We start from the raw sequence: 14,009 nt of genomic DNA, 5'->3' as shown, positions 1-14,009 counted from the left end.
TACACTTAAGGAAATTTAGTATAAGGGTAACTATGCCTCGACTTTTGCAAGGCTTGGTCTCGTCAGGTTTTCTTTACCATCATAAGGTTTGTTATAGTGAGAAGAGGAAATTGTTGGACGGAGGACGCTTATGAAAATACAGTTAGGCATTTTAGGGCCTGAGGATTCGATCGAACGGATCAAACAATTTGCTGAACAAATGAATGATTTTGATATCGCCTATTTTCCATATACGCACGCTTCTGAATCAGAAGAGTTGATCAAAGGGAACGAAAAGCAAATCGACCACTGGTTTCTATCTGGTCCAGCCTTATACCGTTATCTGATTCGTAATCGGTTATTAGAAGAGGAAAACACAAGCTATCCGGATTTGTATGGTTCCAGTTTGATGGGCTCGATCGTGGAAGCACTCACGACGATGGAGGATCGGATTCAAAGGGTCAGTCTCGATACGATCCGAGATCCGGAACTTGAGAGTGTCAAAAATGACTTCAACCTTTCCAATATCGAGTTTTTCCTCTATCAAGGTGAGGAGTTTTTACCCGCGACCGAGGTCATCGAATACCACGAATCTTTGTATAAAAAGGGGAAAACCGATGCGGTCCTTACTTGTATCAAAACAGTCTATTTGTCGATGAAAGAGAAGGGGATTCCGTGTTTCCGTGTCATTCCTTCACGGTTGGGGATCGAACTTGAGCTCCGGTTCATAAAAGAACACGCGCAGGCGAATTGGTACCGGAAATCCTCTCTTGGTATTGTCGGGGTTGAAGCGGGCCTTCCCAAAGAACAGCAGGACAACCAATCCTACTCCTATAAAATGAAGCAACAGATACTTGATCTGAAACGTTTGATGCTCGATTACTCGGAAAAAGTCCAGGGTTCTTTCGTAGAAGTGGGAGACGCGCTGTACTTCATCTATACAACGAGAGGCGAGTTGGAATTGAAAGCACGGGAAATCAACCCGTCTCAGGTTGTGAATGATTTTGAAAAACAAACTGGACTTGCGCTGAATTTGGGTGTCGGATATGGGATGACAGCATGGGAAGCGGAACAGAACGTCCGGCATGCCCTCCAGTTGTCACGTGAAGAAGGAAAGCAAACCGTGGTCGTCGTGAATGAGGAAAAAGAAGTCACGTTGCATCAGCATAGTGAAAAGCTGACCTATCAGCAGCGGTTCTCCGGAGAAAATTGGGAGAGGAAGCTGAAGGACGCGAAAATCAGCCCGGCGATGATTTCGAAGATCGCCTCGTATTATCGGTATTATGAAAAAGATTTCGTCACCGCCAAAGAAATCGCCCAATGGCTCAAAAGCACCGACAGGAACGCACGCCGCATCCTGACCGAACTCGAACGCCTGGACCTCGCAACCATAAAAGGCGAAGAACAAGGCGGCCGCGGCCGACCACGCAAAGTATACAAATTGGAGATCTAAGTGGGTGTCAATCGTTCTACTTCGGTGACATTTTCGGTGCCTCCGCAACTACTTCGGTGCCAGGCACGACAATTTACCCCTTACGCCCCAACGGTTCTCAGATGGTGCCAGGCACCGAAGCGAAACCCTTGGGGCTGTGAGGATTCAAAAGTGTACCTGGCACCAAAATAAAACCCAGGTGGCACAAGGGATCTGAAATGGTGCCTGGCACCGATTCAGATCCCTTGGTATATCCGCATTCATAAAAAGTGCCAGGCACCGATATTGCTTCGGTGACTGGCATTTTTCAATTATATTCATTTGCAATATTATTCACTTACGTTGACTTGGATTGGTTCGGATACGAGGTTCCATTCTTGGTCTAGCATGGTGAAGGTGTGTTTGACGAATACTTGTGCTGTTCCCGGTGATAGTGCTTCCACGTTATTGCCTTCAACTTCAACGATGCCGTCATTGTTCATGGTGTAGAGTTCTGTCTCGATATTTTCCGTTTCACCGGTTCTGTAACTCAGGAAGGCTTTTGCGTTGATGTCACGTGACTTTCCGACCTTCAAATTAACCTTCTTAATCGGTGTTTCTAGATTGATTGGAGAGTGTGTCAACCATTGCGTATAGTCGGTGATCGGTCCAATCAAGCCTTCTCTCAATTTATCTGCAAATGGGTCTTCAGCACGGAATGTCCAGTGCATGCTCAGCATTCCGCGTTGTCTCATATATGTGAGGAATTCCCTGTAAACCGTTCCGTAGCTTGCGTTGAGTGTCACATTCCAGGTGGTCCCATAGTCGACCATTTTCTTGGCATTGTCCAATTTTTCCTGACCCCCATTTGGAACACCTGCTGAAAATAAATATCCTGTCGCTAACTTAGGCTCAAGCTGGTTGAATGTCTTCATGCTTTCCAAATCAAAGTTTTGGAGGACGACTTGATTCATCATGTCCATCTCCTTGATTTCCTCAAGAACTTGTTCCTCGAGGTCGTAACCTTTCAACTCGACCAAAAGCACAACATCTTTCCCTTTGAACTCTTGTAGGAATTCTTTAAATGTAGGGACAGGTTCTCCCGCAAATTCCTCACCGAATTTAATGCCTGCATCCAGTTTTTTGATTTCTTCCAGTGTCATATCTTTTACTGCTCCAGTACCGTCAGTGGTTCGATCGACCGTATAATCGTGCATGACGATAACATGACCGTCTTTCGTCATATGAAGATCCGTCTCGATCATGTCTGCTTCCAGATCATAGGCTAACCGATAGCCTGCCATCGTGTTTTCTGGTGCAAGGGAAGGGACACCACGGTGTGCAGCAACAATCGGACGCTGTACGATCGTGTGCACCGGATATTGACTGAATGCTTCTTCCGAATATTCAGGGTTATCCGTTATAACTCCGTCGACTCCCATATGAATCAGTTCGTGTGTTGAAGCTAAAGAATCCCCACCAATTCCCCAGGCAGCCACCATCCGATTATGCAAATAATAGACGATCTCCTGAGAAAGGAGTTTTTGTGGAATCAAAACGACCTTGCTTTTACTGGAATGTACGTCAAACGGAATCTGCTCCAAATCATTCTTGTTCAGAGACTTACCATCATAGACAAGTCCTCCGCGTATTTGCGGTTTAAGCCCTTTGACGGCCTCAATGATAGCCGGATTGCTTGATACGACATGGACATCCGTCGTCTGGGTTGCTTCGAGACTCTGCACGATCTCTTCTTGAAGGCCTTCTTCCTCGACATGTAAAACAGCGATATTTTCATTTTTGATCGACTGTAACTGCTCATTCAAAGGCTCTCCATTCGCTTCTAGCGTACCATCTTGACCACGTTCCACTTTCAACATGGCGGAGGCTGCTTTATTTTCACCACCAGCAGCATCAGGTCCTGCAATGATCGTTGGCGGATTGATGATGTTGGTTTCGGCTTCTTGCGGAAGAAACGCATCGGAATCTTCAGCAGGAGGCAATTCTTCATTGTATGTAGTGACTTGGACGTTATCGAATTGCACCGTAGAACCGCTTGCCTGGAATCCTACATCTCCATTGGACCATTGGGTGGCGCCGTCAGTGTCGATGACCAGTTCACCGTCCACGAATTGCTGTACGCGATCTCCACTCACAATGACCTTCAAGCGATAGCTTTTACCGTATTCGAAATTCTCCTTGTAAAAATTCGTTTCAGTAACCGACCATCGATTGCTTGCGTTCCTTGTCGCAAACTCCAACCCATTCAAAGCGCTTGTCCCTTTTCTGACTGCAAACTGATAGTAAGGATAATCCTCATTCTGGATCCGGTACATTAAAGAAGCCCAGCGTGTATTTTCGACTGCTGATACGAAAGTCATATCGGCTTCAAACATATAGTCGCCGTACTCCTCAGCTATCGGAACACTTACCCTCGAGGGACTGGAAGTTGCAGGTGACGTCAAAACAAGCTTCCCGTCCTGGACCTCGGCATCCCCTTCAATCACATTCCAATGCTCAGGCAGTGATCCATCCGCTACATTTTCAAACGATTCATTGACCAATTCGACAGTCGCTTCTTCAGCCTTGATGTTCCCTTGCGGACCAGTTACGAATAAACTTAGGGCGAGTGTGGATGAAGCTATAATACTACCAATCGTTCTGAACTTGCCTTTCATGACAACATCTCCTTTTAACTTAAAATCAATGGACAACCTGTTCTGTTCTCACCTCCTTAATGGAATGTAGGCACATTCGAAATCTACCAGTTTTGAAGTTAGAATTGGGAAATCATACCGATTTTTTTACAAAATATTTAATTTTCCATAACATATCCGGCGCGAGAAGCAGGAGTGGTTCGATCGGGAGATTACAGGCAAAAGAAAAAAGAAGACACCACTAGCCAAACCCTTTCATTCAAAAGAGGTTTATGGCAGGGGTCTTCTCAACGTCTCTTCCCAATATTATTAAGTTTATCCTGAATTATACAAAATAATCTGAATCTTTCCATCGACAGAATGACCTAATTAACGCTACTAATGTTTTTCTAATATAAGAAATGGTTATCTACAGCGGACACTTCCAATAAAATGACCACAAAAACAAGACTAAAGTCCTTATTAAATAAGGGGAGAAATTTTTTATCTAAAAATTTTGACAATTAAATTGATAAATCATTTTATTTTGGTATAATGTAAAATAATAGAATAGACGTGAGCAGAGACGAGGAGAAGAAGCTCATCAAGTATGACCTGGAACCATAGGATCGTTCCGGGCATTGTTTGATGGCCTTCTTCTTCTTTTTTTGTTCAATTTCATTCTATTAGATTATTAAAAGGGAGGCACCATAATGAAAAGAGTATTTTCTTTATTCATGACTTTGTTTGCGCTTACAAGTTTACTAGTTGCGACTGCCTGTTCTTCAAGCAGCAGCGGTGGGGACGGTCCAGGTACGATCAACTTCTATTCTCCTGAAACACCCGATATGGCAAAAGAAATAGCAGAAGCATACGAAAAGGCAGTTGATGGCGCCACTGTAAACGTCCAATATGCCGGGACCAACGTACTGGTCAACCGTATGATGGCGGAAAAAGACAACCCTCAAGCTGACGTGTGGTATGGCGGGGGTGGAATCCTTCCTTTTGAAGCAGCGGTAGAGAAGGGAATCATTACGCCTTTCACGCCAGAATTGGCTGAAGACTGGGAAACGGTCGAAAATGGAATCAAAGTTAAACACCAAGATGGTTATTATACAGGTGCAGAAATCTTCGTTTTAGGTTTTGTGTACAACACGGATCTCGTTTCTGAAGAAGAAGCGCCAAAAACATGGGAAGATCTATTGGATCCTAAATGGGAAGGGAAAATCCAATTTTCAAACCCAGCAGCATCCGGAACAGCGACATTGATGGTGCTTTCGCAAATGATGCTGCAGGGTGAAGAAGAAGGATGGGAGTATTTCCAAAAGCTTTCTGATCAGGCAAACTCCATTCCGGATTCTGGTTCAGGGCCGACACAGAGTGTAGCGAAAGGGGAAGCGGCAATCGGAGTAGGGTTTGATTTTATGGCTTATGAACAACAAGCAAAAGGTGAAACGGTGGATTTCATCGTCCCTGAAAAAACACCGATCCTCGTCAACCCGGTTTCTCTAGTAGAAGGTGGTCCAAACCCTGAAGGTGGGAAAGATTTCATCAACTTCTTGCTTTCTGAAGAGGGGCAACAGATCCTGGCAGACTGGTACCATATTCCGATCAATCCGAATGTGGAGTCGAAAACACCTTTGAATGTTGAAAATATCAAAACCAATGCTGTAGACCTGGATATTGATTGGGTCATTGAAAATTACGATCGAGTACGAAACGAATGGAAAAGTAAAATCAAGTAGTTTTAAGGAGGAGATTTCTTGGGCTCAGTAAAGATTGAAAATTTGGTCAAGAAATTCGATGACGTAGAAGCACTCAGTGATGTCAATTTGGAAATCAAGGAGGGCGAATTCTTTGCCCTCCTGGGCCCATCAGGTTGCGGTAAGACGACGACGATGAGGTGCATCGCGGGTTTTGAAAATCCAACTTCCGGTACAATCAAGATCGGAGATAACGTAGTCAACCATGCTCCGCCTAACCAAAGAAACTGTGGAATGGTCTTTCAAAGCTATGCCTTATTCCCGCATTACAACGTTTTTGAAAACGTAGCGTACAGTCTTAATATTAAAAAACTAAAAGAAAGCGGACTGACAGGAAAGTTGTCTACATACGCAAGACTATTAAGCAGGCGGCTTTCCAAATACCCGAAAGATATCGAACAAAAAGTATGGGAAACACTTGAATATGTGGAACTTGCGCATCTAGCTGATCGTTTGACGAGCGAATTGTCGGGGGGTCAGCAGCAACGTGTCGCACTCGCCAGGGCACTGATCATGGAACCTGCTGTATTGTTGATGGATGAACCATTATCCAACCTGGATCAGAAACTGCGTCATTCGATGAGGAACACGATTCGAAGGATCCAGCAAGATTTAGGGATCACGACGATCTTCGTCACCCATGATCAGGAAGAAGCGATGAGCATGGCTGATCGTGTAGCTGTCATGAGCGACGGTAAAGTAAAACAGATTGGAACGCCTACAGATCTGTACAGTAACCCGGGGACAAGCTTCATTGCAGATTTTGTAGGGAGTTCGAACATCCTGAAAGGAAAAGTCGTGAACCGTGAAGATCCGTATTGTACGGTCCAGTTCAACGGCTCTCAAATACGTTCGATCTCAAAACCGAAAAAAGATGAAGTGGAAGTGGTGATCCGCCCGGAAAACATCTCAATCATCCAGGAACATGAAATCGATCCTGCCAAAAATATCCTAGAAGGTACGATCATGTTTTCTACATATTTAGGAGCGGTGGTCAGGTATGATATCCAGGTCGGCACTCATCAAATCATCGTAGATACGACCTATAAATCCGGGGACAGCATACTCTCACCAGGTCATAAAGTCCATCTTACAATTGAACCTGAGAGGGTGCTGTTGATATGAAAAGCTTTAATGGTTTATCCGTATTAAAGTGGATCATTTCAGCGTTTTTCTTATTGTTTTTGATCATTCCGTTATTATCGGTCTTCCTTGTCAGTTTTACGGGACAGCCGATCAACTTGCTCGGGTCCTTGACCAACCTTGATACCTTGAACGCAACAATCGAAAAGTTCAAAGGGAGTTCCCTTGAATATTATACAGAGATCCTGTCACGATCAGGTTATCTTGATGCGTTGAAGAACAGCCTTGGATTATCATTGCTTGTGTCGTTATTGGTGATTCTGCTATGTATCCCGATTGCTTACGGGATCGCAAGGACGACCATGCCGTTCAAAAAGACGATTTCTGCTTTATGTACGATTCCTTTGATCATTCCGACGTTCATTTCAGCTTATGCGTTCATCCTCATGTTCGGTCGTACGGGATGGTTTACACAACTGTATCAGGCCATAGGATTTGAAGGCAGCTTCATCAACCCATACACGATGACCGGGATTGTTCTCGTCCAGGTGTTCTTTTTCTTTCCTTATGCCTTATGGCCGATGGTCGCTGCTTTTAAAATCAGTGATGTAACACTGGAAGAAGCCTCGCAAAATATGGGAGCGAAAAGCTGGGTGACGTTACTCTTCGTTACCTTCCCGCTGGCATTGCCGGGGATGATTTCAAGTGCACTATTGATCTTCACTGTCAGTTTTTCTGATTTCGGGACGCCGATCATCCTTGCGCCGAAAGATCTTAATTTGATCGTCGTTGAAGCTTATCGGGAAATCGCTGGATTCTTCAATTGGGCAGGTGCTGCGATATTAACTGTCATCATGGTATTGGTCGCCGCATTTTTCTTCTGGCTGCAGAATCTGCTGCTCAAGGGGAGGGACTATGGCGCAGTATCCGGTAAACCGAAGAAACAAAAACTTAACGATAATAAGCTCGTAACTAGATTACTAGCTGGTTATTCGGGATTGGTCGTTCTGGTACCGTTGTTTGCAGTCCTATCAGTTGTTCTGCAATCATTCGCGACTACCTGGGGCGCATCTCCATTGCCGAGAGGATACACGTTGAAGCATTATCAAACGGTGTTCACTTCTTCATTCGAAAACATTTCGAACAGTATCATCCTCGCCACCGGTGCACTGATCTTGAGTGTGGTGATTGCAACGTTCGTCTCTTATTTTGTGGTCCGGCAAAATGCGACGAAGTTGGATTTTCTTACGTCGCTTCCGTTGGTCGTACCTGGTATCGCGTTCGGAATCGCCTTGATCCAGACCTTCAATACCGCACCCTTGCAACTGACAGGTACAGCATTGATCCTCATTGTTGCCTACAGTATACGAAGGCTGCCTTACATGATCCGTTCGACGATGGGCACTATGCGGTCGATCAAGAAAGATATCGAGGAAGCAGCAGTCAATCTCGGCGCGACACCACTAACGGCAGCGATCACGGTGATCGGACCGTTGATGCTGCCGGGAATCGCAGCAGGCTCGATTCTTGTATTTGTCACTGTCATCAAGGAGACGAGTATTTCCGTCTTGATGGCACCCGCCCAATGGGCACCTATGAGTCTAGCGATCTTCCAAAATATACTCAGAGGGGAATACTACACAGCAGCAGCCATGTCCGTATTGCTCATCATCATCGTCTTGATCCTGCAAGCACTCGCCAAAAAAGTATCAACCAAAAGCACAAAGAAGCAAGTCCGCAAAGATACCACAGGCGGTGCCAGGCACCAAGAAGAAACCCAGGTGGGACCTGGACTTTGAAACGGTGCCAGGTACACTTTCAAAGTCCTTACGTACCAAGGTTTTCAAAAGTGTACCTGGCACCAAAATAAAACCCAAGCAGCACAAGGAATCTGAAATGGTGCCTGGCACAGTTTCAGACGCCTTGGTATATCTGCATTCATAAAAAGTGCCAGGCACCGCAAAAATTCGCTGCCTGGCACTTTTTTCTATTAATATTTTATCTATTAATCTCATGCTTCATAGATTACGCAATTCCTGCTTTCATGAGCATTCCGTCGAGGGAGCGGCCTATGTTCTGTTCCATCCATTTCGCGGTTTCGAGGAGTTGTGCGAGGTCGGTGCCGGTTTCGACACCCATGCCACGGAACATGTTCACCATGTCTTCTGTACAGACGTTGCCGACGGCTTTCGGAGCAAATGGACATCCGCCAAGACCGGCGATTGAAGAGTCGAATCGTTCCACCCCTGCATTATAACCTGCAAGCACGTTTGCCAAACCCAACCCGCGCGTATTATGGAAATGCAACCCGAGATCCAGGTTATCACCAAACTCATTCTTAAATGCTCCTACGACTTCAGATACTTGATTCGGATTCGCCATCCCTGTTGTATCGGCCAGGGTAATCGCCTTACATCCAGCTTTCAAAAACTCCTCAGCCACACCTAACACCCGTTCAACCGGCACTTCTCCTTCAAAAGGACAGCCGAATGCGGTTCCTAGTACACCGACGACATTCCGTCCTTCCGAAACACCATCTGCCACGACTTTGCTCAATTCCTCTGTCGCATCAGCAACAGTCCGCTTCGCATTCTTCAGATTGAACGAATCACTCGTCGTCGTGACGACATGCAAATAACCGATGTTCGTCTTCAACGCTCTTTCCAACCCGGATCGGCTCAAAATCAGTCCGGCATATTTGACGTCATCCCGTTCCGGCAACCTGGTCAACAACTCTTCTGCATCTGCCATCTGTGGGACGACTTTTGGATTGACGAACGATACAGCCTCGATATAGCGGATGCCAGCGTCAATCAGTTTGCCGATCAACTCCACTTTCGTTTCAGTAGGGACAAACTTCGCTTCATTCTGGATTCCGTCTCTTGGACCGACTTCACAGATTTCAATCAATGTACATCCTCCTCTTTTATAAGATGGTGGTTCTTTATATCTTCCAAATGGGTCAACACGTGGTCCCGACCTTCGTAAATATGTTCATGCATCGCGATACGTGCCCGCTCGGATTCCTGGTTCTCGATCGCTTTTAAAATAATGCGATGGACTTCGAGGGAGCGTTCCAGCATACCGCGGTCATACCAATAGAACGACCGGAAGATCAGCGGGACGACAACGACCTTTGAAATATGGAAATGAATATGTTGGTTTCTTGATGCCATGACAACTGCCTCATGAAACTGTTGGTTCACCTCGACGACTCTTTTGACGCTATGGATATCGGATTGTACACATTCATCGATTGCTTGCTTGTACAATTCGTTAGCTTCCGCCATTTTCTCAAGATCTTTTTCCGTCCGATGGATCGCGGCCTGTGAAGCAGCATAACCCTCCAACAACGTCCGGAGATCATAGATTTGACGGATATCCTCTTTCGTAAAACTACGTACACTAACGCCGCGTTTCAATGGAACAATCAGCCCGTCCGCCTGCAGTTTTTTGATCGCTTCACGGATCGGTGTACGGCTCATCTGCAGCTCTTTGGCAAGGTGCTCCTCAGTCAACCGCATCCCCGGCTCATATTTTCCTAACACAATTGCATCTTTTATATAATTGTATACATTCATATCAACACCTCGTTTTCATTGTATACAAACAGAGTGTAATTTTCAATAAATTCAAAAAACAACGCTGAAAACACTGGTAAATAACCTAATTTATACCATATTTTTAGTTAAAAACACCCAAATATAAAGCGTTTACAAAATATCGTTGATTTTTTGTATACAAGTTTGTTAGTATTGTATGCAACATTCAGAATCTTTAGACAACCGCCATGTAAGGAGGATTTCATATATGAGTGAAAACCAAGAACGCTTGCCTCTCGAGGGGGTGCGGGTGCTTGAATTGGGGACCCTTTTAGCTGGTCCGTTTTCAGGGAGATTGTTCGCAGACTTCGGTGCAGAGGTCATCAAGGTCGAGCCCCCTGATAAAGAAGATCCAATGAGAAGCTGGGGCAAAGAGAAAGACGGAGTTGGACTCTGGTGGCCGATCCAGTCCCGGAACAAAAAATCGATCACCTTGAACCTGCGTGAGGAAAAAGGGCAAGAGCTTTTAAAAGAAATGGTGAAAGACGCAGATATCATCATCGAAAATTTCCGGCCGGGAACGATGGAAAAATGGAATTTGTCCTATGAAACATTATCTGAAATCAACCCGAAGCTGATCATGATGCGCACATCAGGTTTCGGACAAACCGGACCATACAAACACCGCGCTGGTTTCGGAAGCGTTGGGGAAGCGATGGGTGGATTGCGTAACATCACCGGTTTCCCGGATCGTGCCCCGGCGCGTATCGGCATATCGATAGGCGATACACTGGCCGCATTATTTGCGACGATCGGCTGTCTCGTCGCCCTCCATGAGAGGGAACAGTCAGGCAAAGGACAAGTCGTCGACACCGCACTATATGAATCGGTCTTCTCCGTCATGGAGAGTTTGATACCGGATTACCTGCTTGCTGGATATGTTCGGGAGCGGATGGGAAATATCCTTCCCGGCGTAGCACCTTCCAACATCTATTTTACAAAAGACGAGACGTATATCGTGATCGGTGCGAATGCAGACGGTGTGTTCAGGAGGCTTTGTGAAGCGATGGGACAACCAGAACTGGCGGAAGATGAACGATTCGCAACCCATCATGCGCGAGGCAGGAACATGAAACAGCTTGACCTTATGATCGAAGAATGGACGAAATCCCTGCCGGCTAAAGAAGCACTCCAAAAGCTCGAGGAAAAAGGCGTCCCGTCCGGAATGATCTATACCGCAAAAGAAATCGTCGAAGATCCGCACTATCAAGAACGTGAAATGATTGTAAAAGTCGATCATCCTCAGCTCGGGGATTTTCCGATGCCGGGGATCGTGCCGAAGTTAAGCCGGACACCTGGTAAAGTCAATCACCCTGGACCTGAAAAATCAGGGAAACACAACGAGGAAGTCTACAGCAGACTCTTAGGATTCACTGAAAAAGAACTTGAGGAATTGAAGGCGACCAATATCATCTGAAAAAGGAGGGAACGAGATGGGGAAGACCTTGTATGAGAAAATATGGGACCGCCACGTTGTTCATGGAGAAGAGGAACAGCCGGCGATCCTCTATATCGATCTCCACCTGGTCCATGAAGTAACATCTCCACAAGCTTTTGAAGGGCTGCGATTAAATGATCGAAAGGTCCGCCGGCCGGATTTGACGTTTGCGACGATGGATCACAGCATCCCGACGATAAACCGGAATGAACCGATCAAGGATGAAGTTGCAAGGCAGCAGGTCCGAACCCTTGAAGAAAACTGCAAAGCGTTCGGGGTGAAGCTGTTCGATCTGCATCACCAGCATCAGGGAATTGTCCATGTCATTGCTCCGGAACTTGGCCTCACACAACCTGGACAGACGATCGTATGCGGGGACAGCCATTCCTCGACACACGGGGCATTCGGAGCACTCGCTTTCGGAATCGGGACGAGTGAGGTTGAACACGTCCTCGCGACTCAAACGTTGAAACAGTACAAATCAAAAACGCTTGCGATCAACGCGGAGGGTGAACTCCCTCAAGGAACGACTGCGAAGGACCTCATCTTATCGTTGATCGGTAAATTCGGTCATGACTTCGCGACTCGCTACGTCATCGAATACCGTGGTGAAGCGATCCGGAAACTATCGATGGAAGAACGGATGACGGTCTGTAACATGTCGATCGAAATGGGGGCAAGGGCAGGACTGATCCAACCGGATGAGACCACTTTCCGATACTTGCAAAATAAAGATTACGCCCCGAAAGCGGAGGGTTGGGAAGAAGCGCTGAACGATTGGCAGACGCTGTACACCGATGAAGATGCCGAGTTTGATCTCACCGTTGAATTCGATACAAGTGAAATCGAGCCTCAGGTGACATGGGGGACGAATCCTGGCCAGGTCACAGGTATAACCAGGAAGGTTCCGCAAGTCAATGAATTCAACTCCACACAAAAATTGAATGTCCAGAAAGCTTTGGGCTATATGGGACTTTCAGGTGGAGAGGAGATCCAGGACCTCACGCTTGATGTCGTATTCATCGGTTCCTGTACGAACAGCCGGATTGAAGACTTGAGAAAGGCCGCGGAAATTGTAAACGGATACAAAGTGGCAGATGGGGTGAGGGCGCTCGTCGTCCCAGGCTCCCAGCTCGTAAAAAAGCAAGCTGAGAAGGAAGGGCTGGACAAAATTTTCTTGGATGCTGGTTTCGAGTGGAGGGAAGCGGGTTGCAGCATGTGTCTCGGAATGAATGACGATATCGTAGGGCCTGGAGAACGATGCGCCTCAACGTCCAACCGGAACTTTGAAGGAAGACAGGGTACGAAAGCCCGCACCCATCTCGTCAGTCCGGAAATGGCGGCCGCAGCAGCGATCAAAGGCCACTTTACAGATGTGAGACAGTGGCAAGTCATAGCGCGAAAGGAGCAAGCACCGAATGAAGCCTATCAATAAGCATACAGGAATCGTCGCACCGTTGGATGTCGAAAACGTCGATACGGATGCAATCGTTCCGAAGCAGTTTCTGAAACGGATTACGAAATCTGGATTCGGTGAGGTTCTTTTCTATAACTGGCGGTTTGAGGATGGAAATGAAAATCCGGAATTCGTATTGAACCAGACTGAGTATCGTAAAAGCTCGATCCTCCTGGCCCGTAAAAACTTCGGTTGTGGTTCCTCTCGCGAACACGCACCCTGGGCATTAGAGGATTATGGATTCCGCGTCATCATTGCACCGTCCTTTGCGGATATCTTTTACAGCAACTGCTTCAAAAACGGCATTCTGCCAATTGTCTTACAAGAGGAAGAAGTGGAGACTCTTTTCCGCCGGACAAAGCAGAATCCAGGTTACCGTCTTACAGTCGATCTAGAAACACAGACGATCACCGATGAACAGGAATTCAACACAACCTTCGAAATCAGGCCTTATCAAAAATCGCAACTTTTACAGGGCCTTGATGAAGTAGGCGCTACATTGATACATGACGACAAAATCAGTTCCTTTGAGAAAGACCATAAGATTTACTATTGATTTTTTGCACTTAAAGAAAGTATAAATGCACAAGCTGGTTTCTTTGGAAGCAATACACCGCACGAAGGAAAGGCAACTGCTTTTT

General features: G+C 46.1%; 10 protein-coding genes. 7 read left to right on the top strand and 3 right to left on the bottom strand.

Features of this window, described 5'->3' with window-relative positions; all coding sequences use genetic code 11:
* The first annotated feature begins 130 nt into the window (after positions 1-130).
* Positions 131-1,432: a hypothetical protein gene (locus N8M93_RS08340; protein ID WP_261130924.1), complete on the top strand. Its 1,302-nt coding sequence runs from the start codon at positions 131-133 to the stop codon at positions 1,430-1,432.
* A gap of 308 nt (positions 1,433-1,740) precedes the next feature.
* Here N8M93_RS08340 and N8M93_RS08335 read toward each other — a convergent pair whose 3' ends face one another.
* Complete coding sequence (locus N8M93_RS08335) at positions 1,741-4,068, bottom strand: glycerophosphodiester phosphodiesterase family protein (protein WP_261130923.1); 2,328 nt, start codon at positions 4,066-4,068, stop codon at positions 1,741-1,743.
* Positions 4,069-4,739: 671 nt separating this feature from the next.
* On the opposite strand from N8M93_RS08335, the gene N8M93_RS08330 reads away from it, so the two are divergent.
* The 3 genes from N8M93_RS08330 to N8M93_RS08320 are packed head-to-tail and all read left to right on the top strand — an operon-like array spanning position 4,740 to position 8,671.
* Positions 4,740-5,771 carry an extracellular solute-binding protein gene (locus tag N8M93_RS08330; protein ID WP_261130922.1) on the top strand — a complete coding sequence of 344 codons (1,032 nt, stop codon included), beginning with the start codon at positions 4,740-4,742 and terminating at the stop codon, positions 5,769-5,771.
* 18 nt (positions 5,772-5,789) lie between these two features.
* Entirely contained in the window at positions 5,790-6,914 is a 1,125-nt protein-coding gene (locus N8M93_RS08325; protein WP_261130921.1) for an ABC transporter ATP-binding protein, read from the top strand.
* Positions 6,911-8,671: an iron ABC transporter permease gene (locus N8M93_RS08320; protein WP_261130919.1), complete on the top strand. Its 1,761-nt coding sequence runs from the start codon at positions 6,911-6,913 to the stop codon at positions 8,669-8,671. Before N8M93_RS08325 ends, N8M93_RS08320 begins: the two co-directional genes overlap by 4 nt.
* Before the next feature lie 226 nt (positions 8,672-8,897).
* Here N8M93_RS08320 and N8M93_RS08315 read toward each other — a convergent pair whose 3' ends face one another.
* Together N8M93_RS08315 and N8M93_RS08310 are read right to left on the bottom strand one after the other, a co-directional pair.
* Entirely contained in the window at positions 8,898-9,782 is an 885-nt protein-coding gene (locus tag N8M93_RS08315) for a hydroxymethylglutaryl-CoA lyase (RefSeq protein WP_261130917.1), read from the bottom strand.
* Positions 9,779-10,453 (bottom strand): GntR family transcriptional regulator, encoded by a 675-nt coding sequence (locus N8M93_RS08310; protein ID WP_261130915.1) that lies wholly within the window; start codon positions 10,451-10,453, stop codon positions 9,779-9,781. Before N8M93_RS08310 ends, N8M93_RS08315 begins: the two co-directional genes overlap by 4 nt.
* A 229-nt stretch (positions 10,454-10,682) precedes the next feature.
* Here N8M93_RS08310 and N8M93_RS08305 point away from each other — a divergent pair, with 229 nt between their 5' ends.
* Genes N8M93_RS08305 through leuD form a run of 3 tightly spaced genes read left to right on the top strand, consistent with a single transcriptional unit; the run spans position 10,683 to position 13,924 of the window.
* Positions 10,683-11,891, top strand: a complete 1,209-nt coding sequence (locus tag N8M93_RS08305) for a CaiB/BaiF CoA-transferase family protein (protein ID WP_261130913.1) — start codon at positions 10,683-10,685, stop codon at positions 11,889-11,891.
* A gap of 16 nt (positions 11,892-11,907) precedes the next feature.
* A complete protein-coding gene (gene leuC / locus N8M93_RS08300) occupies positions 11,908-13,347 on the top strand; it encodes a 3-isopropylmalate dehydratase large subunit (RefSeq protein WP_261130910.1) in 1,440 nt (479 codons plus the stop codon).
* A complete protein-coding gene (gene leuD / locus N8M93_RS08295) occupies positions 13,331-13,924 on the top strand; it encodes a 3-isopropylmalate dehydratase small subunit (protein ID WP_261130909.1) in 594 nt (197 codons plus the stop codon). Before leuC ends, leuD begins: the two co-directional genes overlap by 17 nt.
* Positions 13,925-14,009: the final 85 nt, after the last annotated feature.

Source organism: Bacillus sp. Marseille-Q3570 (assembly GCF_946151055.1).
Lineage (GTDB): Bacteria > Bacillota > Bacilli > Bacillales > Fictibacillaceae > Pseudalkalibacillus.
The sequence above is the reverse complement of the archived record's forward strand: the minus strand, read 5'-3'. Positions and strand labels throughout refer to the sequence as shown.